We start from the raw sequence: 26,405 nt of genomic DNA on the forward strand, positions 1-26,405 counted from the left end.
CGCGTTGCGGTCCTTCGCGGCTAAAGCCGCTCTGACAGAACAGGCTTCCAAAGCTCCGCAGTTTCACCGCCGTAATTAGGAATATTCCTATATCAACGATGCCGGACCGGGTTCAGGATTTCCACGGAATCATTTCCATGGAAATCCCCTTGGTCCGCGGCCGGCAACCTTCTGGCCTGGCGCCCTGTGTGGATACCTCATCCACATGCGACCCGGCGCTGATTCTCGCGATGGGTGCGTAGTTGCAGAGAACACTGCATGCCCGTCCAATCCGACCTGCGCTTCACCTTCAGCGCCGGCCCCGATTCCTTCGAGGTCGTCGAATTCCACCTCACTGAAGGCCTCTCCGAGACCTTCCGCCTCGAAGTCGACCTGAGCTGCGCCAACCCCGCCGTCGACTTTGGCCAGGTCCTCGACCGTCCGGCGCTGCTCACCCTCTGGCAAGGCGGCCAGCCCGTGCGCTATGTGCACGGCTCGGTCAGTTCGTTCCAGCAAGGCGAGACCGGCTTTCGCCGCACCCGCTACCGCGCTGTCGTCGAACCGCGCCTGGCCCGCCTGCGACTGGCCTCGGACTGGCGCATTTTCCAGACCCTCACCGTGCCCGACATCGCCACCGCGATGCTCAAGAAACACGCCCTCACCCTGGACTACGAACAGCGCATCACCAACGCCCATGAAACCCGCGAATACTGCGTGCAGGCCGGCGACACCGACTACCACTTCGTCGAACGCATCATGCGCGAGGAAGGCTTTTTCTACGGTTTCCTGCACAGCGCCGAAGGCCATCGCCTGGTCCATTGCGACCGACTGTGGATCTTCGGCAAACAGCCCGGCCCGCCGGTCGAATACAACCCCAAGCCCGGCGGCGATCGTCCGGGTCCGGCGCTGCACAACTTTACCTACACCGAAAACGTGCGCAGCGCCCGCCAGACCCAGCGCGACTACAGCTTCAAGAACCCGCTGTACAACCAGCAGACCCGGCGCGAAGCCACCGACCTGGCGCACCAGGCCAGGAGCTACGAGCGCTACGACTACCCCGGCCGCTACAAGGGCGAATCGGGCGAAGCCTTCACCCGCGACCGTCTGCTTGGACTGCGCGGCGAGGCCTGCCAGGTCATCACCGAGGGTGACGATGCGCGCCTGGTGCCGGGCATCTACTTCGACCTCGTTGGCCACCCGCGTGAAGACCTGAATCGCGGCTGGCGCCCAATACGTCTGGAGCACCACGGCAAGCAATACGTCAGCCAGGGCGAGGACAGCGCCGACGCTGCCCAGGGCACCCACTACAACTGCGTCGCCACTCTGGTGCCAGACGATGCCGAATGGCGCGCCGAGGCATTGCCCAAACCGCGCATCGACGGACCGCAGCCGGCGAAGGTAGTCGGTCCACCGGGTGAGGAAATCTACTGCGACGAATTCGGCCGGGTGAAGGTGCAGTTCCCGTGGGACCGCGAGGGTAACGAGGACGAACACAGCTCCTGCTGGATCCGCGTATCGCAGAACATCGCCGGCGCGCTTTGGGGCCATATGGCGATTCCGCGTATTGGTCAGGAAGTGATCGTCAGCAACTTCGACGGCGACCCGGACCAACCGGTTATCACCGGCCGAGGCTTCAATGCCCTGCAGCGCCCGCCCTACGAACTGCCGAAGCACAAAACGCGGATGACCCTGAAGAGCCAGACCCACAAGGGAAATGGCTTTAACGAGCTGCGTTTCGAGGATGAAGCGGGGCAGGAAGAGGTGTTCATCCATGCCCAGAAGGACCAGAACAACGTCGTCAAAAATGACGAAACCACTTTTGTCGGGCATGACCGCAGCGAGCAGGTGGAAAACGACGAAACCCTGACCATCGCCCACGACCGCAAGGACACGGTGGGCAATCACGAGCAAGTGGTCATCGGCGTGAACAGGCGGCATCAGATCGGCCAGGACGACGAGCTGAGCATTGGTCGCCATCACACCATCACCACGGGCCAGGACCGTACCGAACAGGTCGGCAATGACCGCCTGGACAAGACCGCGGCGAATCAGCGGGTGGAGATTGGCGGGCATCTGGATCAGCAGGTGCAAGGGGATGTCACGGTGCAGGCCGGCCAGAGCATTACGCAGCACACCAAGGTGTATGAAATCCATGCTGCCGACGCATTTGTCATCAAGGGCCCCGGCGGCACGCTGCGTATCGACAGTGCGGGCATCACGCTGGATGGCATCGCGCTCACGCTCACGGGGCCCGTGACCAAGACAGGCGGAGGGGGCGGTAACAGCCTGACGCTCGACAGCCAGGTCCTGAACGCGCAGCAAGCCGATTGCGTGGGGAAAAACAGATGACCGCCGAACCCGTCACGCATTTTGCCGAGCACTTCCGTGCGCCAGAGGATTACCTCTACCTGTTGGTGGACGGACTGGCTGACTGTGCGCTGGAACATCCTCTCAGCGTGCCGTCGCTGAGCCGTTCGCTGGGCGACGCTGCCGTCACGCGCGTGCTGCGGCCGGACCTTTCACATGCTCCCGAAGCGTGTCCTGCCCTGATCCAACTGGCCAAGCCGGGCGAATCGGCGGCGCTGCACTATCTCGAACTCAGCGCCGGCTACTCCTCCTGGGATCTCAGCTATTACAAACGCTACATCTGCGGCTGGCTCCTCAGCCCTCAGCCGCCCGATGTCATCGCCGCGCATATCGCGACCCGGTGCCACACCACGGCATCGGGCGACGAGCAATGCTCGGCTTGGTTCGAGCCGCTGAGGCTGGAGTTGCTGTCCGGCTCGATGGGTACTGCGGCAGGTGACCTGCTGAACCCGATCAGGATCTGGCTGTGTCCCACCAGTTGGAAGGGTTACATCCTTGTGCACGGCACAAACCATCCGGTCGACTCTGTTCTTCCTCTGTCCGCCCGGGACACTCAGCGAATGGCGCCTGTGGTCAGCGAATTCCTGGATGCCTGGCGCCATACGCTGCAACTTCCTCTCGGCTTCGCCCCGTGGCGCTGGAAAGGCGCGTCCATCCTGCCGCCCCAGGCCGCCGTCCACGCCTTTCGCCTGGTCCGCGAGGCCTACAGATTGGGGCTCGATAATAGCCGCGACATCATCGCTCTCTGCTTGCATCAGGTATTCATCCACCCCCATCTGCCCCGGCACCCGGACATCCAGCAACTCATCGCCCAAGCGCGGGCAGGCGCCGTCGACCTGCAAAGCCACTTCGCCAGCCACTACAGCGAAGCCAAATGGAAGCGCATCACTGCCGACCTACCCCAGGCGAAGGACTACTCATGAGTATCAGCTTCAGCGTCGCTGCCGATATCGCCACCAACGAAGCGTGCCCGGTCCCCACCGGCATCTGCAGCACCTGTCAGCGTAGCGGCCTGCCCATCCTGCCCCTGCGCGCCGCCTATGCCCCGCAGCCCTGGAAAACCCGCTTGCTGCCCTTGACCCGCGGCTCCGAGGTCGAGGCCGTGCCCATGCACCTCGATCAGCCGCGCATCCTGCGCCAGGGGTATCTGTATGTACTGCTCGACCGCCGGGAGTGGCAGGCCTACGAGATTTCGCCCGAAGGGGCGCTGAGCCAGTTCCGTCCGTACCAGATGCCGCGTGAAGAGCCTCGCCCGCTGTGCGAGGCCTGCATCCGGGAGGATCACGACATGCCTGCCGCCTTCATCAACATCGACACCCGCAAGTACTCCACCGCCTGGCTGGCCATCGCCAACGATCCCTGGCCCAAGGCGGTTCTGGATAGCTACCTGCGTGGCGGCGCGGTCGACGGTGTGAGCCTCGACGAGCGCTTCCACCGACTCGACCTCAAGGCCGCGCGCAACGACCCCGCCAGCGTCGGCATCGCCATGAGCGAAAACGACCCGCAGCTTCAGCAGGTGCTCGAATACGCGCAAAACATCCCCGGTGATTTCCGCAGCGTGCATGGCTTCTACGGCCGCCAGCACCGCTTGCGCGCCCTGAAGGGGCATCTGCGCAATATGATCCAGAAGCACGAACTCGCCAACGGCGTACTGGCCCTGGTGCTGCCCGACCCCATCGGCATGGTCCAGGAGCTCAATGCCCAGCGTCTGATTCGCCACCAGGCCATGCAGCAGTGGTGTGCCGAACCGCAGCGCAGCTTCAAGTATTTCACCTCCCAGGCCTTGCTCGCGATTCGTGGGCATCAGCTCGAAATGGCGAAATTCCAGGCGGAGCAGCGCGTCAAGGACGAAGACAGGTCACGGCGCGAGCGAAACAACAATCCGATGTTCAATCCGGATTTGCCCATGCTCGATGTCGAGGCGGAAACCGCGCGCCTTGCCTCGATCAGGCAAGCGAAGGCAAGGAAGCGGCTGGAAGAACGCTACAACGAGCAGGCCCGTGCGACGTTCGAAGCGGACTACCAGCACACGCTCACCGGCTGGCAACGAGTCATCGACGACGTCGCCGAACACTACGAGCGCCAGTACCAGGGCGCGGCCTATCAACGGGCGGCCCTGCATGATTACAGCGTTACCGACCAGCGCTCGACAGCGCTGTTCATCCGCATGATGCAGACCTGCCTGGCCGGTGGCCCGACCGAACGCAGCGTGGACGGCCCACCGGGCCCTACCCTCCGCCTCTGGAAGACCCTGCTGGAGAACCGCGACAGCCTGCTGTACCAGGCCCTGACCGCGAGGAACAGGTCACTGTTCGGGGAACTGCACGATGCCCTTGCGGGTGACGAGTTCACCCGGGTCTATCACGGCATCAAGACCTTCATCACCACCCAGCAAGCCAAGGACCTCATGACGGGGCCCGTACAGGACGCCATCGGCCAACTGCTGTCCGCTGGAGCGACGGCCAGCAGTCGTCTCGGCAACCAGCTGTCGGAGAACACCCGGGCATTGCTCGGGTACCTGCACCGCGGGGCCCTGTTGCGCTACTACGGTGTGGAGGTCACGCGGATCACGGTGTCCCTCAAGGTGGGCGAATATCTTTCGCTGCTCAACGAGGTGCTCCAGGAAAGCACCGATCGCTTCATGGCCCGGCTCGACCAGCAGTTCCGCAAACCGGCCCAACGCAAGGTGCGCGCCATGCTGCTGAGCAACACCCTGTCCGCTGCCGTGCCGGGCACGCCAGGAAAGCTGGTCGAAGTCACGCTCTGGACGATGGAAAGCGCCGACGCCTTGAAGACCCGGCTGAACAAGCTGAGCGCCGGGGTCGGCGACGGCATTGGCGACGCCTTGCGAACTGTCACCATCGGTGCCGAAGCCCTTCAGGGTTCCATGGGCAACCTTGCGCGCCATGTGACCCTCAATGCCGACGTCTCCGCCCAGCTGGCGCGGGAGTCGATGCGCAACATGCGCAACGCCGCAGTTGCTGGCGCACCCGGCGCCAGCACCATGGGGCTAGGTCTGATCAGTCTGTGGTTCCAGCAGGACAGTCTGCGCCGAAGCTATGCAAGCCTGCTCGATACCGTGGGTGACAAGCATCCCGAAGCGGCGGCGGCGGTCATGTCGGCGTCGATTGGCGTGATGGGGGCAAGTGTCGAGGTGGTCGGTGGGGTGATTCAGATGGTGCGGCCTGATCTGACCATGCCGATAGGGACCGCTGGAAAGACAGTTGGGGTGGGAGCCCGCATCGTGCAGTACGGGGGGGCACTGGTGGCGTTGGCGAGTGCTTTGGAGGGGTTGCAGTATGCGTTTGCGGCGGGGCGTACGCATAGAGCAGGTGATCACGGCGCAAGAGATATATATGTAATTGCAGCGTCCCTAGGTGTGCTATCAGCCGGAGCTGGAGTTTTAGGAGCTATGGGACCTGCTGCAATAGCGCTGGCTCCGCTCGGGCTCTCAGTGCTACTGGGTCTTGCTGCACTCGGGTTCGCAATTTGGGCGAAAGGACAAGAGTCACACCCACTCGAACTGTGGGCGCGACATTCCCTCTGGGGCCTTTCTACAGAACACCGCCGCTGGACGACCCCTGAGGACATGGATACAGCAATTGGTGAGTTGAATGCGGCACTGCTGGGCTTGACTGCGGATGTAGGAATGATCGTGAAAGCCGACCAGGCAGGTGGACTTCCTATCGGTGATGCAGTTCCTGCTGGACTCTTCCTGGACTACAAGCTCGTCCTGCCTGGGTATAAGGCCGATGTGTCAAATTACGAATGGGCGTTGCAGGTATACCGGCCAAACCAGGTTCTGGGAGAAACAATCGCGAGCGGTCGTAGCGGTGGAACGAATGGCGCGTTACCACCGCCCGCAGGGTGGAAAAGGCCGGGATATCACCCTGAAACAACAGCTCCTGTCATTACGCACAATGCCCAAGCCCTAGAGATCCGTGGGTCCATCAGCTTCTTCGGCCTTCTGGAGGCCCATGCCTTTGAGCTTGATGTGTCTTATTGGCCAGACAAGAGTGATGGGTCAGGATTTTCCCGGCTAATCGTCAAGGAGGACAAGATTAAGGACCAGACAAGGCTGAGATTCAAATGAAAAGGCCTAGACTTGCCCCTCCATGTCCCGGCTGGCGAGAAGACCTCCCAGGTCCTGACGAATTACCAGTGGTCGTTCCAACCCTAGGGCTTGATACACCCAACCATCAGGATGAGGTATTTCTAGAGCTACCTCGTGCGTCGTCTCTTGTGAGAGGGATAGTGATCTGGTTCGTTCCAGTGTCAACTATGCTTATGCTCTTGATTATTTGGCTTCATCTATCAGCAGATCGGACGCTGATGATTGAAGAATGGATCACATTCATCTTCGCAGTGTTCATTAACGCTTGGTTGATCCCCATCTTCTGGAAGTCTGAAATAGCCCCTCCTCGTGACCTGCCACTCCGCTTCAATCGCGCCCGCCAACGCCTCTACGCCTACAACTTCAAATACCGCTGGTGGAATCCCTTCGAGGAATGGCGAGTGATAACAGTGGCCTACGACTGGTCACAGGTCCGGGCCGAACGCTGGAGAAGAACTCACTTCACCGCCCAAGGCGGGGCCATCATCCAGTTCGGTGTCGAACTGTCCATCGTCAAACCCGGTACCAACGAAGTCATCGACCGCTTCCCCCTGACCGCCATGGGTGCCGATGCGCATGCCTGGGCCTACGTCTGCACCTATATGCAACAAGGCCCCGATGCACTACCGCCGCCGGGGCCGCCCTGGAACCATAACGATGTGCTGTGGTGCAACGTCGCCATGCTGCTGGCGCCGAAGGTCGAGTGGCCTGCCGATATGGATCTGGAGTCGAGGACCGCGCCATGAGCAGAATGAAAGGACCCAAGCTCGTACCACCTTGTCCCGGCTGGAAAGAAGACCTGCTCGGTCCCTACGAGTCACCAGTCGTCGCCCCGTCCCTCGGGCTTGATACACCCAACCATCAGGACAAAGTTTTTCTGGAGTTACCTCGTGCCTCGGCCCTTATCAGGGGAGTGGTGGTCCTGTTCGTGCCAGTAATGAGTATTTTGCTGGCACTCCTACTGTTGCTTGTATTGTCAACTAAACAGACGCTGAGTTTTGAGGCGTGGGTGATTTGCACCTTATGCACAATCTTAGGCATTTGGTTAATCCCAACTCTCTGGAAGTTCGATGTAGCTCCTCCCCGCGATCTACCTCTTCGCTTCAACCGCGCCCGCCAACGCCTCTACGCTTACAACTTCAAGTACCGCTGGTGGAATCCCTTCGAAGAGTGGCGGGTAGTACCCGTCGCCTACGACTGGTCACAAGTCCGGGCCGAACGCTGGAGAAGAACCCACTTCACCGCCCAGGGCGGAGCCATCATCCAGTTCGGTGTCGAGCTGTCCATCGTCAAACCCGGCACCAACGAAGTCATCGACCGCTTCCCGCTAACCGCCATGGGTGCCGACGAACACGCATGGGCCTATGTCTGCACCTACATGCAACAAGGCCCCGATGCACTACCGCCGCCGGAGCCGCCTTGGGACCATAACGATGTGCTGTGGTGCAACATCGGTATGCTTCTGGCGCCGAAGGTCGAGTGGCCTGCCGATATGGATCTGGAGTCGAGGACCGCGCCATGAGCAGTTCCGCAAACCGGTCCAGCGCAAGGTGCGCGCCATGCTGCTGAGCAACACCCTGTCCGCTGCCGTGCCGGGCACGCCTGGAAAGCTGGTCGAAGTCACGCTCTGGACAATGGAAAGCGCCGACGCCTTGAAGAACCGGCTGGACAAGCTGAGCTCCGGGGTCGGCGACGGCATTGGCGACGCCTTGCGCAGTGTCACCATTGGTACCCAAGCCCTTCAGGGTTCCATGGACAACCTTGCGCGCCATGTGCCCCTCAATGCCGACGTCTCCGCCCAGTTGGCGCGGGAGTCGATGTGCAACATGCGCAACGCCGCAGTTGCTGGCGCACCCGGCGCCAGCACCATTGGACTGGGCCTGATCAGCCTGTGGTTCCAGCAAGACAGCCTGCGCCGAAGCTATGAAAGCCTGCTCGATACCGTGGGTGACAAGCATCCCGAAGCCGCGGCGGCGGTCATGTCGGCATCGCTTGGAGTGATGGGGGCAAGCGTCGAGGTTGTCGGTGGGGCGATCCCTGTTGGACTATTCCTGGACTACTCGTCCTGCCTGGATATAAGGCTGATGTATCGGGTTACGAATGGGCGTTGCAGGTATACCGACCAAACCAAGTGTTGGGAGAAACCGTCGCGAGCGGCCGTAGCGGTGGAACGAATGGCCCGTTACCGCCTCCCCCAACTTGGAAAAATCCTGGATATCGCCCCGAAACAACAACCCCTGTGATTACCCATAATGCCCAAACACTCGAAATTAGTGGCTCCATCAGTTTCTTCGGCTATCTCGAGGTTTATGCCTTTGAGCTCCAACTGTCCTACTGGCCTGACAGGAGTGATGATTCGGGTTTTGCCAGACTCATCGTCAAGGAGGACAAGATCAAGGGTCAAGCAAGGCTGGGGTTTGTATGAAAAGACCTAAACTCGTTCCGCCATGCCCTGGCTGGCAAGAGGACCTGCCCACACCAAATGAATTGCCAGCTGTAAATCCAGCACTTGGGTTCGATACACCGAATCATCAAGATGATACTTTTCTGGAGCTACCACGTGCCTCGGCACTTGTCAGGGGAGTAGTGATATGGTTCGCGCCCGTCATGAGCACCCTCCTAATCGGATTATTGTGGTTCATCGTTTCAGACTGGCGTGTATTGGAATTTCAAGAATGGATCATGTTGGTCACGGGTGTGGCCATTACAATCTGGTCACTCCTGTTTTGCGTGAAAGTTGATATAACTCCTCCCCGCGACTTACCACTGCGCTTCAACCGCGCCCGCCAACGCCTTTACGCCTACAACTTCAAATACCGCTGGTGGAATCCCTTCGAAGAGTGGCGGGTAGTACCCGTCGCCTACGACTGGTCACAAGTCCGGGCCGAACGCTGGAGAAGAACCCACTTCACCGCCCAGGGCGGGACCATCATCCAGTTCGGTGTCGAACTGTCCATCGTCAAACCCGGTACCAACGAAGTCATCGACCGCTTCCCCCTGACCGCCATGGGTGCCGATGCGCATGCCTGGGCCTATGTCTGCACCTACATGCAACAAGGCCCCGATGCACTACCGCCGCCGGAGCCGCCTTGGGACCATAACGATGTGCTGTGGTGCAACATCGCCATGCTGCTGGCGCCGAAGGTCGAGTGGCCTGCCGATATGGATCTGGAGTCGAAGACCACGCCATGAGCAGCATGAAAGGACCCAAGCTCGTTCCACCATGTCCCGGCTGGAAGGAAGACCTGCCTGGCCCCTACAAATTACCGATCGTTATCCCGGACCTCGGGCTTGATACGCCCAACCATCAGGATGAGGTTTTTCTGGAGTTGCCTCGTGCGGCGGCACTTGCCAGAGGATGGTTGATTTGGTTCGCGCCAGTACAAGCAATCCTGACGGTCGTGATTCTGTTGCTTTTCTTATCAGACTGGCGCCGGTTGAGCGTCGATGAGTGGGTCGCATTCTTCTTCGGTATTCTTGTTGCAGTCTGGTCACTTTTGTTCTGCGTGAAGGTTGAAACAAAACCTCCCCGAGACTTGCCCCTCCGCTTCAACCGCGCCCGCCAACGCCTCTACGCCTACAACTTCAAATACCGCTGGTGGAATCCCTTCGAAGAGTGGCGGGTAGTACCCGTTGCCTACGACTGGTCACAAGTCCGGGCCGAACGCTGGAGAAGAACCCACTTCACCGCCCAGGGCGGAACCATCATCCAGTTCGGTGTCGAGCTGTCCATCGTCAAACCCGGCACCAACGAAGTCATCGACCGCTTCCCGCTAACCGCCATGGGTGCCGACGAACACGCATGGGCCTATGTCTGCACCTACATGCAACAAGGCCCCGATGCACTACCGCCGCCGGAGCCGCCTTGGGACCATAACGATGTGCTGTGGTGCAACATTGCCATGCTGCTGGCGCCGAAGGTCGAGTGGCCTGCCGATATGGATCTGGAGTCGAAAACCGCGCCATGAACAGTTCCGCAAGCCGCCCCAGCGCAAGATGCGCGCCATGCTGCTGAGCAACACCCTGCCCGCTGCCGTGCCGGGCACGCCTGGGAACAGGTTGAAGTGCTGGAACACCATGCCGACTTCACGACCGTGCGCGACGTGTCGGATCAGACCAGCGCGGCGAGTGAGGAGACGGCGGCGTCCAGCGTTGAGCTGGCGCGGTTCCGGATCTGAATCGCGAGCAAGCTCGCTCCTACAGAGACTGCGTAACTGACTGTAGGAGCGAGCTTGTCGGAACGCCGAACCGTCGCGAGAGTTACAGGACCTGACGCAAGAACGCCTGGGCCCGCAGGTCCTTCGGCGTGGTGAAGAATTCCTCCGGCGGCGAATCCTCCAGCAGTTTGCCGTGATCGAAGAACAACACCCGATCCGCCACTTCACGGGCAAAGCCCATTTCGTGGGTCACGCAGACCATGGTCATGCCTTCCTGGGCCAGGGTCTTCATCACGTCCAGCACCTCGCCGACCATTTCCGGGTCGAGCGCCGAGGTGGGCTCGTCGAACAGCATGACTTTCGGATCCATCGCCAGCGCCCGGGCAATCGCCACGCGCTGCTGCTGCCCGCCCGAGAGCCGCGACGGGTATTCGTTGGCCTTCTGCCCGATCCCCACTTTCTCCAGCAGTGCCCGCGCCTTGGCTTCGCGCTCGGCCTTGCCGCGCTTGCGCACGACTTTCTGCGCCAGGCACAGGTTCTCCAGCACGGTCATGTGCGGGAACAGGTTGAAATGCTGGAACACCATGCCGACTTCACGACGGTAGGCGTTGACGTCGGTCTTCGGGTCGGCCAGTTGCAGGCCATCGATGGCGACGCTGCCGGCATCGAACGACTCCAGGCCGTTCAGGCAGCGCAGGAAGGTCGATTTGCCGGAGCCGGACGGGCCGAGCACCACCAGCACTTCGCCGCGGGCGACGTTGGTGCTGACGTTATCCACAGCCCGCACCACCTGGCCGCGGGTGTCGAAGACTTTTACCAGATCACGGACTTCAATCACTTTGCGCAAGCCTCCGCTCGAGCCGGCTGGCGAAATGCGACAGCGGCAGGTTGATCAGCAGGTACAGCCCGGCGACGCAGAACCAGATCTCGAAGGTCGAGAACGAGGTGGTGATCGCCTCGCGGCCGCTCTTGGTCAGTTCGGTGATGGCGATCACCGAGACCAGCGACGTGTCCTTGACCAGGCTGATGAACTGCCCGGCTAGCGGCGGCAGCACGCGTTTGAACGCTTGCGGCAGGACCACATGGCGCATCGACTGGGCGGCGCTCAGGCCCAGGGACCGTGCGGCCTCGCCCTGCCCCCGGGCGATGGACTGCACGCCGGCGCGGACGATTTCAGCCACGTACGCGCCGGTGAACAGCGCCAGCGCGGCAACCCCGGCGAACTCGCGGGAGAGGTTGAGCACGGTGCCGATGAAGAAATAGAAGATGAAAATCTGCACCAGCAACGGCGTGCCACGCACCAGTTCCACATACACCGTGGACAGGTCACGCAGGGTCGGGTTGCTGGAGAGGCGGCACAGCCCCGCGAACAGACCGATCAGCAGACCGATGACGCCGGACGCCACGGAAATCCACACCGTGGTCCACAGCCCCCAGGCCAGCGGGCCGGCCGCCCAGTGGTGCGTCAGGCCGATCAGGTCGCCCTCGGCAACGTCGTCGCCCTTGGCCAGTTGCAGGCTGGCCTGGTCGACGTCCAGCACCTGTTCGGCGCCGTCTTCGTCACGCAGGGTCACCCGTGCGCTGTCGCCCTTGCGCACGATCTCCTGCACCGTGCCGTAGCCGGCGGCGCGATGCGCTTCCTCGGCCTGGTAGGCGAAGTACTGCGGGATGCGGTTCCAGCGCCACTCGTAGGAAATCATCGAGGTGGCGAAATACAGACTTATCGCCAGTCCGACCAGGACCAGCGCGGTCAGCCCGTGCCAGGGCCACTGGGATTTCTTGTGTTTGATCACGTTGGGATTCCCCATGAAGCCAAAAGCCGCAAGCTACAGGCCGCAAGAAAAAAGCGGGTCATCAGCGACCCGCTTTGCTTGCAGCTTGTAGCTCGCGGCTAGTCGCTGTCTTTTATTCCATGTCCTTCAGCCATTCGGTCTTCTTGAACCACTTGTCGTGGATTCGATCGTAGGTGCCGTCGTGCTTGATCTGGTGCAGGAAGTTGTTGATGAAGTTGATGCTGTCGTAGTCGCCTTTCTTCAGACCGAAGGCCAGCGGCTCGTAGGTGAACGGTTCGTCGAGGTAGACCAGCTTGCCGGCGCCGACCTTGGTCACGGCCACCACGTTGTAGGGTGCGTCGTAGACGAAGGCATCAGCCTTGCCGTTGACCACGTCCAGTACACCTTCCTGTTCGTTGTCGTAGCCGTGGTACTGGGCCTTGGCGATCAACTTCTTGGCGACCATCTCACCGGTGGTGCCCAGCTTGGAGGTCAGGCGGTATTCAGGGCTGTTGAGGTCTTTATAGGACTTGATCTTGCCTTCCAGTTCCTTGCGGATCAGCAGGGTCTGGCCAACAACGATGAAGGGCTCGCTGAAGTTCAGCTTCAGGTTGCGTTCCTGGGTCAGGGTCATGCCGCTGGTGATGATGTCGAACTTGTTGGTCATCAGTGCCGGGATGATGCCGTCATAGGCGGTGGAAACCATCTCCAGCTTGACGCCCATGGACTTGGCCATGGCCTTGATGATGTCTACTTCGAAGCCGATGATCTCGCCACGCTTGTTGGTCATTTCGAACGGCATGTAGGTTGGGTCCATGCCCACCCGCAGGGTGCCGCGCTTGACCGCGTCATCGATTGCGCCGGCTTGTGCGGTACTGACCGCGACAGTGGCGGCGACGCCGACCAGCAGCATCGACAGGTACTTTTTGAACATCACCAGGTTCCCCCAACAAGAAAACGCTTAATTTTATTGTTGCGCGAAAAGTCCTACAGACGTCGCGCGATAGTCGGGGCGGGATGCTAACGCATGAGCGGCATGGGACCTAGCCCCATGACGACTTTGTTACTTATTGGTACCAGAAAAACAGCGCGGGGCGACGAATGTCGCCCCGCGTGGGGATCAGGCATTGGCCAGCGTTGGCTGGGCTGCCTCTTCGGGATGCAGAGGCAACAGCGGCGAGTGTGGATCGTTGTCGATCGACTGACGCCAGACGTCCAGCCAGGCACTGTTGTGCTCGGCCCAGACGCGGTCGTGCAGACGGGACAGGGCGACCGGATCGCTGAGCAGTGCCAGGCGGGTATTGCCGTCCAGACCCGACGGTCCGACCTGCAATGCCTTGGCAATACGCTCGGCGCGCAGCGCCTCGATCGGCTCGGCGACACCATGGCGAGCGGTGGCCAGGGCACAGGCCAGCGCGTTCTGCTGCGGATCGACCACGGCCCGGACGAAACCGTCGTGCAGCGCGTGCCAGCGGTTTTCGTGGGTGTACTGGTCGGTGGCCAACAGCTCAGGCGGCGTCGCGTATTCCTCGGGGATGAGGAACAGCTTCTCGTCCTTGGCGCGCAGGCCCAGGTTGACCCGGCTGGAAATCACCGACACCGGGATCGACAGGGTCAACGAGCCCACGATCGGCACCAGCCACCACAGGAAGCTCGGGTTCAGCCAGGCCACCAGCAGCGCCCAAGCCACGCCCAGCAGGGTCTGCGGACCATGGCGGCGGACCGCTTCGCTCCACGGCGTGGAGTCGTCGTCACGTTGCGGCGAGTTCCAGGTCGCGGCCCAGCCGAGGAACGCGGCAAGGACGAAACGGGTGTGGAAAATCATCCGCACCGGCGCCAGCAGCATGGAGAAGAGCATCTCCAGCAGCATCGACAGGGTGACCTTGATCCGCCCGCCGAACTCCGTCGCGCCCTTGGCCCAGATCAGTATGACGCTGAGCAGCTTGGGCAGGAACAGCAGCACGATGGTGGTCGAGAACAGCGCGATGGCTTTTTCCGGGTGCCACTGCGGCCACAGCGGGTACAACTGCCGTGGTTCGAGGAAGTACTGCGGCTCCATCAGGGTGTTGGTCGCCAGCAACGCGGTGGACAGCACCAGGAAGAAGAACCACAACGGCGCCGACAGGTAGGACATCACCCCGGTGAGGAACACCGCGCGGTGCACCGGGTGCATGCCCTTGACCAGGAACAGGCGGAAGTTCATCAGGTTGCCGTGGCACCAGCGCCGGTCGCGCTTGAGTTCATCAAGCAGGTTCGGCGGCAATTCTTCGTAGCTGCCCGGCAGGTCGTAGGCAATCCACACGCCCCAGCCGGCGCGGCGCATCAGCGCGGCTTCGACGAAGTCGTGGGAGAGGATCGCACCGGCGAACGCGCCCTTGCCCGGCAACGGCGCCAGGGCGCAGTGCTCGATGAAGGGCTTCATGCGAATGATCGCGTTGTGACCCCAGTAGTGCGACTCACCCAGTTGCCAGAAGTGCAGGCCGGCGGTGAACAGCGGGCCGTAGACGCGGGTGGCGAACTGCTGCATGCGCGCATACAGGGTGTCCATGCCCGAGGCTTTCGGCGCGGTCTGGATGATCCCGGCGTCCGGGTTGGCTTCCATCAGCCGAACCAGGCTGGAGAGGCAGTCGCCGCTCATCACGCTGTCGGCGTCGAGAACCACCATGTAGCGGTAGTCGCTGCCCCAGCGGCGGCAGAAGTCGTCGAGGTTACCGCTCTTGCGCTTCACGCGGCGACGGCGACGACGGTAGAAGATCCGCCCGAAGCCCTTGGCCTCACGGCAGACTTCCAGCCAGGCCTGTTGCTCGGCCACGGCGATGTCGGGGTCGTTGGTGTCGCTGAGGATGAAGAAGTCGAAACGGTCGAGGTTACCGGTGGCGGCGACCGACTCGAAGGTCGCGCGCAGGCCGGCGAACACCCGTGGCACGTCTTCGTTGCAGATCGGCATGACCAGCGCGGTACGCGCGCCCGCCTCGATCGGCTCGTTGCCGGCACTGCTGCCGGAGATGCGGTATTTGTCGCGCCCGGTGAGCAGTTCGAGGAAGCCCATCAGGGCGGTCCAGAAACCCGCCGACACCCAGCAGAAGAGGATGCCGAACAGAATCAGGATGGACGTCTGCAAGGCATACGGCCAGACCTGCGCAGCGGTCTGCAGCAGTGGCTGGTGCAGGACTTCGTCGAGGTCGACGAACGACCAGCCCTGATACGGCAGGATGCCTTTCATGTACCAGCCGGCGACGATGGTCTGACCGATCATCAGTGCCAGCAGGATGTAGCGGCGCATCGAACCGACCCAGCGCCAGCGCGCCTTGGGCAGCTCGCGCTGTTCCGGGGCCGGGGCGTTGGTGCGGCCGGTCAGGCGGCGCCAGCCACGGACCAGGATGTTGGTCCGCCACGGCTCGGGGATCACCCGGGTGCGACGGATCGGCGGGGTCGCCTTGAGGCAGACCCGACCGCTGGCGTCGAGACCGAGCATCTCGGCCTCTTCCATATCGGTGGCGCTGAGCAGGCTCAGGCGGCTGCCGACGGAACCCTGGGCGGGCTCGGCATCGACAACGCTCGGCTGCGCAGACAGGCGCTGGTGCAACTCGCTGAACGAGTTGCAGTTGGCGAGTTCCGCCCGCTGCTCGTCGCTCAGGGGTAGATGGGCCAGGTACTCGGCAAGCGATTCTGGCCGTACTGAAGAGTTACTCATCGGCTGGCAACTGATAGCTCCAGGTCTCGGTCAACACCTGTTCGGTGGTCGCCGGTGCCCCAGTAGTGGGCGCCGCTTCAGCGGCAGGCTGCTCGGCAGGTTGCTCGGCCTTCGCGGCTTTAGCGGCGGCCTTGTCCTGCTTGGCAGGTTTTTCCTGTTTTTCCTGCTTCTCGGGTTTGGCCGGCTCGACCGGGACGTCGCGAACCAGCGCGGCGCGCATTTCGACGGCCTTGCCCGGATCCTTGACCTTCATCCGCAGGGTCAGGCGCCAGCCCTTGATTTCAGGGTTGTAGCGCAGGTTGTTCTCGACCAGCTCGGCGTTGTCGCCCAGGCTGACCTGGCTGCGAACCGCCGCGTCTTCCGGCAGGGCCGCAAGGACCGGGCCTTCGAAGTCGACCAGGAAGGCCACGCTGCCATCCGGCTGGCGGATCAGGTTGGACTGTTTGACGTCACCGGTGGAACGCAGGGTCTGCTTGACCCAGCCGAGGTTCGGCGAATGGTAGGCCGACTCGTCCATGGTCCAGTGCAAGCGGTATTCGTATTCGACCGGGGTGCCTGGCTCAGGCAGCTTTTCCGGGCTCCAGAACGCAACGATGTTGTCGTTGGTTTCATCGGCGGTCGGGATTTCCACCAGGTCGACGGTGCCTTTGCCCCAGTCGCCGCGAGGCTCGATCCAGGTGCTTGGGCGCTTCTGGTAGTTGTCGTCCAGGTCTTCATAGAAGCTGAAGTTGCGGTTGCGCTGCAGCAGACCGAAGCCGCGCGGGTTTTCCACGCTGAAGTTGCTCACGGCCAGGTGTTTCGGGTTGTTCAGCGGACGCCACAGCCACTCGCCGTTACCGGCGTGGATCGACAGGCCTTCGGAGTCATGCAGCGCTGGACGGTAGTTCGGCACGCGCGACGGCTGGTTGCTGCCGAACAGGTACATGCTGGTCAGCGGGGCGATGCCCAGGCGGCTGACGTGATCACGCAGGAACACCTTGGACTGCACGTCGACGATGGTGTCGCTGCCCGGACGCAGGATCAGCTTGTAGGCGCCGGTGGAACGCGGCGAGTCGAGCAGCGCGTAGATCACCAGGTGCTTGTCGTTGGCTTTCGGGCGCTCGACCCAGAACTCGGTGAAGCGCGGGAATTCTTCGCCGGACGGCAGCGCGGTGTCGATGGCCAGGCCACGGGCCGACAGGCCATACACCTGGCCCTTGCCGACGACGCGGAAGTAGCTGGCGCCGAGCAGGGTCATGATTTCGTCCTGCTTGTCCGCCTTGTTGATCGGGAACAGCACGCGGAAACCGGCATAACCGAGCTGCTCGGTGGCCTTGGCGTCGAACTTCAGGTCGCCGAAATCGAAGCGGGTTGGGTCGTACTTGATTTCATCGACGCTGGTGGCGGTGACTTCATTGATCTTCACCGGCGTGTCGAAGTGCATGCCCTGGTGATAGAAGGACAGCTTGAAGGGGGTCTTGTCGTTGGCCCATTCGGCCTTGTCGGACAGGAAGCGGATCTTCTGGTAATCGGCGAACTTCATGTCGCGGAAGACCGCCGGCAGGTTGCTCTTTGGTGCTTCGTACTTCTGCCCGGCCAGGTCTTTCGCCTTGGCCGCTACGTCGTCAAGGTTGAACGCCCAGAGCTGGCCGGCACTGAGCAGGCACACCAGCGCCGAACCTGCGAGCAGGGCCTTGCGCAGCCGGCTGGCAGGCATTCTTGGTGCATTACAGGGACTTACAATCACGAGCAACCCTCGCCGAAAACAGATCTAGAGAACCAACGGCCAGCTACACATGCCGGGTTGGCGAGCACTGTTCGGACTCCGAAAGGGCTTAATGATTCCCCATACGGTTCCGGACAGTTCTCGAATCAGAGTGAAACAGGCCGTCGAACGTCGGCCCACGTAGCGCGCGATTATCTAGCAGGCTGCGTTACAACGCATCAGGGCCAGCCAACTATTTTTGCTGTAAAACCCCTTGTTTTCCTGCAAACAGGGGGTTTTTTGTCTTCATATTTGTAACATAAATGTTACGGGGCCATCATTGACCAGATGCACCTGCATATCGGCCCCGAAACGGCCGCTGGCGACGGTGCCATGTTTGGCCTTGGCCTGGGCCAAAAGGTAGTCGAACAACTCGGCGCCGAGGGCCGGCGGCGCGGCGGTGGAGAAGCTCGGGCGCAGGCCGCTCTGGGTGTCGGCGGCCAGGGTGAACTGGGACACCAGCAGCAGGCCGCCGTCGATGTCCTTGAGGGACAGATTCATCTTGCCCTGCGGGTCACTGAAGACCCGGTAGTTGAGCAACTTGTGCAGCAGCTTGTCGGCGTGGGCCGGGGTGTCGCCCGGCTCCACCGCGACCAGCACCAGCAGGCCCTGGTCCACGGAACCGACGATTTCGCCCTCCACTTCTACCCGCGCGCCACGCACGCGTTGCAGCAGCCCCTTCATGCTTCGTCCAGTGGCAGGTCCAGCAGACGCCGGGACATCTGGTCGGCGGCGCGCACCAGGGCATCGGTGATACCCGGTTCGGAGGCGGCATGGCCGGCGTCGCGAATGACCTTCAGTTCGCTGTTCGGCCAGGCCTGGTGCAGTTCCCAGGCGTTGTCCAGCGGGCAGATCACGTCGTAGCGACCGTGCACGATCACCGCCGGCAAGTGGGCGATCTTCTCCATGTCGCGGATCAACTGGTTTTCTTCGAGGAAGGCGTTGTTCATGAAGTAGTGGCATTCGATCCGGGCGATCGACAGCGCGCGCTGGGGCTCGGAGAAGCGGTCGACCACCAGCGGGTTCGGGCGCAGGGTGGCGGTGCGACCTTCCCAGGTCGACCACGCCTTGGCGGCGTGCATCTGGGCGATCTGGTCGCTGCCGGTAAGGCGCTTGTGGAATGCCTGGACCAGATTGCCGCGCTCTTCCACCGGAATCGGCGCGATGTAGTCCTGCCAGTAGTCAGGGAACAAGCGGCTGGCGCCGGCCTGGTAGAACCATTCGATTTCCTGCGGACGGCACAGGAAGATGCCGCGCAGGATCAGGCCATGGACGCGCTCGGGGTGGGTCTGGGCGTAGGCCAGCGCCAGGGTCGAGCCCCAGGAACCGCCGAACAGCACCCATTTGTCGATACCCAGGTGCGTGCGAATGCGCTCGAGGTCTTCGACCAGGTGCCAGGTGGTGTTGTTTTCCAGGCTGGCGTGGGGCGTGGAGCGGCCGCAACCACGCTGATCGAACGTGATGATGCGGTAGACGTTGGGGTCGAAATAGCAGCGGCTCTGGGCATCGCAGCCGGCGCCGGGACCACCGTGAATGAACACCACCGGCAGACCTTCCGGCGAACCGCTTTCATCGACGTACAGGACATGCGGTGATTCGACGGCCAGATCGTGCCGGGCGTAGGGTTTGATCTGCGGGTACAAGGTCTGCATTACGCACTCCGTGTGGGAATTATTCTGCCGTTGGGCATCATAAACCCGAATTACGCTTTGAGCATGCCCTGTTGGGTCAAGTGTTCTTCAGGTATCTGTGTGGTGAAGTCAGCAATAACGCCGCTGCCCCCAGGCCAGAACTTCTTCCAGCATCTGCCGCAGCACCACCTGGGTCGGCTGCGCCAGATCCTCCCGATACCTGAACGGCTCCACCTCTTCCATATAAGTGCTCTGCGCCAGTTCCAGTTGCACCGCATGGATGTCATTGGCCGGATCACCGTAATGCCGGGTGATGTGCCCGCCCTTGAAGCGCCCGTTCAGCACATGGCTGTAGCCCTGGGCCTCGCCGCACACCGCTTGCAGCCGCTCGGCCAGTTGCGGATCACAACTGGCGCCATTGAAGGTGCCAAGGTTGAAGTCCGGCAGCTTGCCGTCGAACAGGTGCGGCACGTGGGAGCGGATCGAGTGAGCGTCCCAGAGCAGCGCATAACCGAATTGCGCCTTCAACCGCGCGAGTTCCTGACGCAGGGTGTCGTGGTACGGGCGCCAGATCGCTTCGAGGTACTGGGCGCGCTCGGCGCTCGACGGCACCTGCCCTTCTTCGAACAGCGGCTGGCCGTCGAACAGCGTCGCCGGGAACAGGCCGGTGGTCGCGCCCGCATATAAAGGTTGGTCGTCTTCCGGCCGGTTGAGGTCGATGACGAAACGCGAGTACTCGGCGGCAACGATGCTGGCGCCCAGTTCGCGGGCGAAGTCGTACAGCCGGGGGATGTGCCAGTCGGTGTCCGGCAGACTGCGCGCCGGGTCAACCAGTCCGCGCTCGACCGCCGGGGCCAGGCGCAAGCCGGCATGCGGCATGCTGATCAGCAGCGGCAGCGTGCCCTGATGAAAACTCAAAACCTTATCCATCGTTGCTTGCCTCAGTCAGTCAGTTCAACGCCGTGGCGTACCACGCGCTTGTCCAGATCACCGCCCAGCCAGTAGCAGAGGTCGGCTGGCCGCTCGATATCCCACGCAACGAAGTCGGCGACCTTGCCGACCTCCAGCGAGCCGTGGCTGTCACCCAGGCCCAGCGCCGTGGCGGCGTGCTGGGTGACGCCCGCGAGCGCTTCTTCCGGGGTCATGCGGAACAGGGTGCAGGCCATGTTCAACATCAGCCGCAACGACAACGCCGGCGAGGTGCCGGGGTTGAGGTCGCTGGCGATGGCGATCTTCACGCCGTGCTTGCGCAGGGCGTCCATCGGCGGCAGTTGGGTTTCCCGCAGGAAATAGAAAGCACCGGGCAGCAGCACCGCGACGGTGCCAGCGGCGGCCATGGCGATGGCGTCGTCTTCGGTCATGAATTCCAGGTGATCCGCCGACAACCCGTGGTACCGCGCCGCAAGGCTGGATCCGGCGAGAGACGACAACTGCTCGGCATGCAGCTTCACCGGCAGCCCCAGCGCCTGCGCCTTGATGAACACCCGCTCGACCTGCGCCGGGGAAAACGCCAGGTACTCGCAGAAAGCGTCCACCGCATCCACCAGCCCCTCGGCGGCCAGCGCCGGAAGCATCACTTCGCAGATGTGCTCGATGTAGTCATCACTGCGCCCGGCATATTCCGGCGGTAAGGCGTGGGCGGCGAGGCAAGTGGCGCGCACGGTCAGCGGCAGGCTTTCGCCAAGGCGCCGGATGACCTTGAGCAGCTTGCGCTCGCTGTCCAGGTCCAGGCCGTAGCCGGACTTGATTTCCAGCGTGGTCACGCCATCGCGCATCAATGCCCGCACCCGGCGCAGAGCGCTGCTGTACAGCTCATCCTCGCTGGCCGCGCGGGTCGCACGCACGGTGCTGGCGATGCCGCCGCCCTGGGCGGCGATTTCGGCATAGCTGACACCTTGCAGGCGTTGCTCGAACTCACCGCTGCGGTTGCCACCGAACACGGCGTGGGTGTGGCAGTCGATCAGGCCCGGGGTGACCCAGGCACCGCCCAGGTCCATCCGCTGCTCGATGCCCGGATCCAACAGCGCCTGACGCGGGCCGATCCACTCGATGCGTCCGCCGGCGGTGATGATGGCCGCGTCGTCGATGATCGAGTAGACGCCTTGGGCCATGCGTGCCACATGGCAGTTGTGCCAGAGGGTCTTCATCCACAAGTCTCCGTCAGGTCAGGCTCGGCAGGATGCCGACAGGCAGCAGACCGGTCAGCCGGCCTTCGGCGAGCAGTTCCACGGCAATCTCGATGTCGGGGGCGAAGAAGCGGTCCTTGTCGTAGTGCGGAACGCGGTCACGCAGGGTCTTGCGCGCTTCTTCCAGCTTGGCCGACGTCTTCAGGCCGGCGCGCAGGTCCAGGCCCTGGCAGGCGCCCAGCCATTCGATGGCGAGGACGCCGCGGGTGTTCTCGGCCATTTCCCACAGCCGTTTGCCGGCAGCCGGCGCCATCGAGACGTGGTCTTCCTGGTTGGCCGAGGTGGGCAGGCTGTCCACGCTGTGCGGATGGGACAGCGCCTTGTTTTCGCTGGCCAGCGCCGCCGCAGTGACCTGGGCGATCATGAAGCCGGAGTTGACCCCGCCGTTCTCCACCAGGAAAGGCGGCAGTTGCGACATGTGCTTGTCCATCATCAGCGAGATGCGCCGCTCGCTCAGCGAACCGATCTCGGCAATCGCCAGGGCCATGTTGTCGGCGGCCATGGCCACGGGTTCGGCGTGGAAGTTGCCGCCGGAAATCACGTCACCCTGTTCGGCGAATACCAACGGGTTATCGGAAACGGCGTTGGCTTCCACCGCGAGCACTTCGGCGGCCTGGCGCAGTTGGGTCAGGCAGGCGCCCATGACCTGTGGCTGGCAGCGCAGGGAGTACGGGTCCTGGACCTTGCCGCAGTTTTCGTGGGAAGCGGACACCTCGGTGCCGTCGGTCAGCAGGTCGCGGTAGCAGGCCGCCGCGTCAATCTGGCCGCGCTGGCCGCGTGCGGCATGGATGCGCGCATCGAACGGCGAACGGGAGCCCAGCACCGCTTCGACGGTCAGGCCGCCACAGGCGATGGCCGCGGCGAACAGGTCTTCGGCTTCGAACAGGCCGCGCAGCGCGTAAGCCGTCGAGGCCTGGGTGCCATTGAGCAGCGCCAGCCCTTCTTTGGCCGCCAGCGTCAGCGGCTTCAGGCCCGCAACCGCCAGCGCGTCCACCGCCGACAGCCACTCGCCCTTGTAGCGGGCCTTGCCCTCGCCCAGCAGCACCAGCGACATATGCGCCAGCGGCGCGAGGTCGCCGGACGCGCCGACCGAGCCCTTGAGCGGGATATGCGGATACACCTCGGCGTTGACCAGGGCGATCAGCGCGTCGATCACGGTGCGGCGAATGCCGGAGAAACCACGGCTGAGGCTGTTGATCTTGAGCACCATGATCAACCGCACCATGGCGTCATCCAGCGGCTGGCCGATGCCGGCGGCATGGGACAACACCAGCGAACGCTGGAGGTTTTCCAGGTCGTGGGTGGCGATACGGGTCGACGCCAGCAGGCCGAAGCCGGTGTTGATGCCGTAGGCGGTGCGGTTCTCGGCGAGGATCTGCTCGACGCAGGCAACGCTGGCGTCGATCTGCGCGCCGGCGCTGACGGCAAGGCTCAGGCGCACCGGTGTTTTATAGATACCACGCAATTCGGCGAGGCTGACCTGGCCGGGATTCAAAGTGAAGAGGTTCATGTTCTGGCTCCTTGTCGTGGTTCAGAGCAGCGCCGGCAGCACGCGCTGCGGCAACTGCGGCTGTTTGAGCAACGCGGCCGCGCTGGCGATGTCCGGTGCCAGCCAACGGTCCTGCTGATAGGCCGGAACCTGTTCGCGCAGCAACTGCCAGGCGCGTCCGGTGCCGGCGCCGAAGCGCTGCTCCTTGAGAAATTCGAAGGCCTGGCCCGCCAGCAGGTACTCGATGGCGAGGATCTGCGTGCAGTTTTCCAAGGCGCGGTGCAGCTTGAGCGCGGCACTGGTGCCGAGGCTCAGGTGATCTTCCTGGAGGCCCGAGGTAACGTAGTTGTCGAGCACCGCTGGTTGCGCCAACTGGCGGTTTTCCGCGCACAGCGAGGCGGCGACGTACTGCACGATCATCATCCCGGAGTTGACCCCGGGCTCGGCGACCAGGAACGCCGGCAAACCGCTGACGTGCGGGTTGACCAGACGGTCCAGGCGACGCTCGGCGATCGAGCCGGTTTCGGCGATCGCCACCGCCAGCAGGTCGGCGGCCATGGCCACGGACTGGCCGTGCGGGTTGGCCTGGGACATGACCCGGAAGTTGTCCGGCGTGCCCAGCAGCAACGGGTTGTCAGTGGCGGAATTGAGCTCGGTCTCGATCTGCTTCGCCGCGTGGGCCAACTGGTCGCGGGCGGCGCCGTGGACCTGCGGAATCGAGCGGATGCTCAGGGCGTCCTGGGTGCGGATGCCCTTGCTGCTGGCGATCACTTCGCTGCCCTCGAGCAAGGCCCGCAGGTTGCTGCCGACCTGCTGCATGCCGGGGTGCGGCTTGAGCGCGATGATTTCGGCGTCGAACGCGGCGATCTGCCCGCGCAGGGCTTCGAAGCTCATGGCCGAGATGACGTCGGCCCATTGCAGCAGGTGCGTGGCATCGGCCAGCGCCAGACAGCTCAGGCCGGTCATGCACGGCGTGCCGTTGACCAGGCACAGACCGTCCTTGGCACCGAGCACCACGGGTTTCAGTCCTTCCTCGGCCAACGCCTCGGCGGCCTCGACGATACGCCCGCGATAGCTGACCTTGCCTACGCCCAGCAGGCAGATGCCGACATGGGCCATGTGGGTCAGGTAGCCCACCGAACCCTGGGACGGCACTTGCGGGGTGATGCCGCGTTCCAGCAGCGCCAGCAGTGCTTCGACCACCGGCCGCTGGATGCCGGACTTGCCGTGGCTGTAGTTGGTGATGGCGGCGCAGATGATCGCCCGGGCCTGTTCGTCCGGCAGTACCGGGCCGACGCCACAGGCATGACTGAGCAGGGTGTTGCTCGACAGCCGGCTCAGTTGCTCGCCTTGCAGCGCAACGTTGCACAGCGCACCGAGGCCGGTGTTGACGCCATAGGCGCGCTCGCCGCTTTCGACGATGCGCCGGACGATGCCCTGGGCATTCTCGATCCGCGCCCAGGCGCTGTCGGACAGCGAGAGGACGGCGCCGTGGCGGGCCACGGCGACGATGTCCTGCCAACGCAGCGGCGCGTCGGCGATCACGACATTCTCAGGTTGCTGCATGTCAGCCCTCATACGGTGGCGGCGCGGCGCTGGACGAAACGGTCGACGTATTCGTCCGCCGGGTTGTGGAGGATTTCTCGCGGCGTGCCGACCTGGATCAGTCGGCCGTCCTTGAGGATCGCGATGCGGTTGCCGATGCGCACGGCTTCATCGAGGTCATGGGTGATGAACACGATGGTCTTGTGCAGGGTCTTTTGCAGCTCCAGGAGCTGGTCCTGCATTTCGGCGCGGATCAGCGGGTCGAGGGCGCTGAAGGCTTCGTCCATGAGGATGATGTCGGTGTCCGCCGCGAGGGCGCGGGCCAGGCCGACACGCTGGCGCATGCCGCCGGAAAGCTGGTGCGGCCAGGATTTCTCGTAGCCTTTCAGGCCCACGGTGGTGATCCAGTGCTGGGCGCGCTCGGCGCACAGTTGCTTGCTTTCGCCGCGGACCTTCAAGCCGTAGGCGACGTTGTCGAGCACGGTCTTGTGCGGCAGCAGGCCGAAGCTCTGGAAGACCATGCTGATCTTGCGCCGGCGAAACTGGCGCAGGGCTTCCATGTCGTACTGCATGATGTCTTCGCCATCCACCAGGATCGCCCCGCTGGTGGGGTCGATCAGGCGGTTGAAGTGGCGCACCAGGGTCGATTTGCCGGAACCGGACAGGCCCATGATGACGAAGATTTCGCCAGCGCCGATGGACAGCGACAGGTCATTGACCCCCACCACGCAACCGGTTTTCGACAGTACCTGTTCCTTGCTGTGGGACTCGCGGATCAGTTGCAGCGCTTCGTCGGCACGCTGGCCGAAGATCTTGAAGACGTTCTTCACTTCGATCTTGTTCATCGCCTGGGTACTCATTTGCTCACCTCATGCCGCGCCCGGCCGTAGGCCTGGGTAATACGGTCGATCACCACCGCGAGAATCACAATTGCCAGGCCCGCTTCCAGGCCGCGGCCGACGTTCAGGGTCTGGATGCCCACCAGCACGTCTTCGCCCAGGCCACGGGCGCCGATCATCGAGGCGATCACCACCATCGACAGGGCCATCATGGTGGTCTGGTTGATCCCGGCCATGATGCTCGGCAGGGCCAGCGGCAGTTGCACGCCGAACAGTTGCTGCCAGCGGTTGGCGCCGAAAGCGTTGATCGCTTCCATCACTTCGCCGTCAACCTGACGGATGCCCAGGTCGGTCAGGCGGATCAGCGGCGGCGCGGCGTAGATCACCGTGGCGAAGATCGCCGGCACCTTGCCCAGGCCGAACAGCATCAGCACCGGGATCAGGTACACGAAGCTGGGCATGGTCTGCATGATGTCCAGCAACGGCATCAGCACCGCGCGCAGGCGGTTGCTGCGGGCTGACAGGATCCCCAGCGGGATGCCGATCAGCACCGAGATCAGCGTCGCCACCAGCATCAGCGCCAGGGTCTGCATCAGTTTGTCCCAGAGCCCCACCGCCCCCACCAGGAACAGCAGGCCGACGATCACCACGGTCGGCAGGATGCGCCGGGTCGCGTGCCAGGCGATGGCGCCGACGACAGCCAGCATCAGCCACCACGGCGTGGCGCGCAGCAGGCCTTCGAGGTTGACGATGGCCCAGAGCAGGGTGTCGGAGATCTGCCGGAACACATCACCGTAGTTGGTCACCAGCGCATCGACCCAGCCGTTGACCCAGTCGGCGATGGAGAAGGTAAAGTTTTCGGGGAACATAGGGTTCACTCACCAGGTT

General features: G+C 63.0%; 21 protein-coding genes. 8 read left to right on the forward strand and 13 right to left on the reverse strand.

The genetic code is table 11. The features are described from left to right. The first annotated feature begins 258 nt into the window (after positions 1 to 258). The 8 genes from NTD88_RS02595 (at position 259) to NTD88_RS02630 (ending at position 10,428) form a co-directional block, all read left to right on the forward strand. Positions 259 to 2,328, forward strand: coding sequence for a type VI secretion system Vgr family protein (locus NTD88_RS02595; RefSeq protein ID WP_262191706.1), 2,070 nt, complete (start codon positions 259 to 261; stop codon positions 2,326 to 2,328). Further along, positions 2,325 to 3,269: a hypothetical protein gene (locus tag NTD88_RS02600; RefSeq protein WP_262129845.1), complete on the forward strand. Its 945-nt coding sequence runs from the start codon at positions 2,325 to 2,327 to the stop codon at positions 3,267 to 3,269. The genes NTD88_RS02595 and NTD88_RS02600 overlap by 4 nt, the downstream gene beginning before the upstream one ends. After that, on the forward strand, positions 3,266 to 6,439 hold the full coding sequence (locus NTD88_RS02605; protein WP_262153793.1) for a T6SS effector BTH_I2691 family protein: 3,174 nt from the start codon (positions 3,266 to 3,268) through the stop codon (positions 6,437 to 6,439). Before NTD88_RS02600 ends, NTD88_RS02605 begins: the two co-directional genes overlap by 4 nt. Before the next feature lie 239 nt (positions 6,440 to 6,678). Continuing rightward, positions 6,679 to 7,206 (forward strand): DUF6708 domain-containing protein, encoded by a 528-nt coding sequence (locus NTD88_RS02610; protein WP_262153795.1) that lies wholly within the window; start codon positions 6,679 to 6,681, stop codon positions 7,204 to 7,206. Further along, a complete protein-coding gene (locus NTD88_RS02615; RefSeq protein WP_262153796.1) occupies positions 7,203 to 7,982 on the forward strand; it encodes a DUF6708 domain-containing protein in 780 nt (259 codons plus the stop codon). The genes NTD88_RS02610 and NTD88_RS02615 overlap by 4 nt, the downstream gene beginning before the upstream one ends. Before the next feature lie 37 nt (positions 7,983 to 8,019). Continuing rightward, positions 8,020 to 8,703 carry a hypothetical protein gene (locus NTD88_RS02620; protein WP_262153797.1) on the forward strand — a complete coding sequence of 228 codons (684 nt, stop codon included), beginning with the start codon at positions 8,020 to 8,022 and terminating at the stop codon, positions 8,701 to 8,703. A gap of 343 nt (positions 8,704 to 9,046) precedes the next feature. Next, positions 9,047 to 9,652, forward strand: a complete 606-nt coding sequence (locus tag NTD88_RS02625) for a DUF6708 domain-containing protein (RefSeq protein WP_410017243.1) — start codon at positions 9,047 to 9,049, stop codon at positions 9,650 to 9,652. Further along, the gene (locus NTD88_RS02630; protein WP_262153799.1) at positions 9,649 to 10,428 is read left to right on the forward strand and encodes a DUF6708 domain-containing protein; all 780 of its coding nucleotides are present in this window, start codon (positions 9,649 to 9,651) and stop codon (positions 10,426 to 10,428) included. Before NTD88_RS02625 ends, NTD88_RS02630 begins: the two co-directional genes overlap by 4 nt. 292 nt (positions 10,429 to 10,720) lie before the next feature. Here NTD88_RS02630 and NTD88_RS02635 read toward each other — a convergent pair whose 3' ends face one another. From NTD88_RS02635 to NTD88_RS02695, 13 genes are all read right to left on the reverse strand, one after another. Beyond that, positions 10,721 to 11,455, reverse strand: a complete 735-nt coding sequence (locus NTD88_RS02635) for an amino acid ABC transporter ATP-binding protein (RefSeq protein ID WP_110972339.1) — start codon at positions 11,453 to 11,455, stop codon at positions 10,721 to 10,723. Continuing rightward, on the reverse strand, positions 11,448 to 12,410 hold the full coding sequence (locus NTD88_RS02640) for an amino acid ABC transporter permease (protein ID WP_095155831.1): 963 nt from the start codon (positions 12,408 to 12,410) through the stop codon (positions 11,448 to 11,450). Before NTD88_RS02640 ends, NTD88_RS02635 begins: the two co-directional genes overlap by 8 nt. A gap of 112 nt (positions 12,411 to 12,522) precedes the next feature. Further along, a complete protein-coding gene (locus NTD88_RS02645) occupies positions 12,523 to 13,323 on the reverse strand; it encodes a transporter substrate-binding domain-containing protein (RefSeq protein WP_262129842.1) in 801 nt (266 codons plus the stop codon). 186 nt (positions 13,324 to 13,509) lie between these two features. Further along, positions 13,510 to 16,083: a glucans biosynthesis glucosyltransferase MdoH gene (mdoH, locus tag NTD88_RS02650; protein ID WP_262129841.1), complete on the reverse strand. Its 2,574-nt coding sequence runs from the start codon at positions 16,081 to 16,083 to the stop codon at positions 13,510 to 13,512. Beyond that, positions 16,076 to 17,809, reverse strand: a complete 1,734-nt coding sequence (locus NTD88_RS02655) for a glucan biosynthesis protein G (protein ID WP_095156102.1) — start codon at positions 17,807 to 17,809, stop codon at positions 16,076 to 16,078. The genes mdoH and NTD88_RS02655 overlap by 8 nt, the downstream gene beginning before the upstream one ends. 264 nt (positions 17,810 to 18,073) lie before the next feature. Then, positions 18,074 to 18,511: a D-aminoacyl-tRNA deacylase gene (gene dtd, locus NTD88_RS02660; RefSeq protein ID WP_095155828.1), complete on the reverse strand. Its 438-nt coding sequence runs from the start codon at positions 18,509 to 18,511 to the stop codon at positions 18,074 to 18,076. Further along, on the reverse strand, positions 18,508 to 19,479 hold the full coding sequence (pip, locus tag NTD88_RS02665; protein ID WP_262153800.1) for a prolyl aminopeptidase: 972 nt from the start codon (positions 19,477 to 19,479) through the stop codon (positions 18,508 to 18,510). Before pip ends, dtd begins: the two co-directional genes overlap by 4 nt. A gap of 108 nt (positions 19,480 to 19,587) precedes the next feature. Beyond that, the gene (hutG, locus tag NTD88_RS02670; protein ID WP_262153801.1) at positions 19,588 to 20,388 is read right to left on the reverse strand and encodes an N-formylglutamate deformylase; all 801 of its coding nucleotides are present in this window, start codon (positions 20,386 to 20,388) and stop codon (positions 19,588 to 19,590) included. A gap of 11 nt (positions 20,389 to 20,399) precedes the next feature. Then, positions 20,400 to 21,605, reverse strand: coding sequence for an imidazolonepropionase (gene hutI, locus NTD88_RS02675; RefSeq protein WP_262153803.1), 1,206 nt, complete (start codon positions 21,603 to 21,605; stop codon positions 20,400 to 20,402). Positions 21,606 to 21,618: 13 nt separating this feature from the next. Next, positions 21,619 to 23,154, reverse strand: coding sequence for a histidine ammonia-lyase (gene hutH / locus NTD88_RS02680; RefSeq protein WP_262153805.1), 1,536 nt, complete (start codon positions 23,152 to 23,154; stop codon positions 21,619 to 21,621). A 21-nt stretch (positions 23,155 to 23,175) separates the two neighbouring features. Continuing rightward, positions 23,176 to 24,699, reverse strand: coding sequence for a histidine ammonia-lyase (gene hutH / locus NTD88_RS02685; RefSeq protein ID WP_262153806.1), 1,524 nt, complete (start codon positions 24,697 to 24,699; stop codon positions 23,176 to 23,178). 8 nt (positions 24,700 to 24,707) lie between these two features. After that, on the reverse strand, positions 24,708 to 25,538 hold the full coding sequence (locus NTD88_RS02690; protein WP_095155822.1) for a glycine betaine/L-proline ABC transporter ATP-binding protein: 831 nt from the start codon (positions 25,536 to 25,538) through the stop codon (positions 24,708 to 24,710). Beyond that, positions 25,535 to 26,386 (reverse strand): ABC transporter permease, encoded by an 852-nt coding sequence (locus NTD88_RS02695; RefSeq protein WP_262129835.1) that lies wholly within the window; start codon positions 26,384 to 26,386, stop codon positions 25,535 to 25,537. Before NTD88_RS02695 ends, NTD88_RS02690 begins: the two co-directional genes overlap by 4 nt. Positions 26,387 to 26,405 lie beyond the last annotated feature (19 nt).

Origin of the sequence: Pseudomonas sp. 20P_3.2_Bac5 (assembly GCF_025466035.1) — a bacterium.
GTDB lineage: Bacteria > Pseudomonadota > Gammaproteobacteria > Pseudomonadales > Pseudomonadaceae > Aquipseudomonas.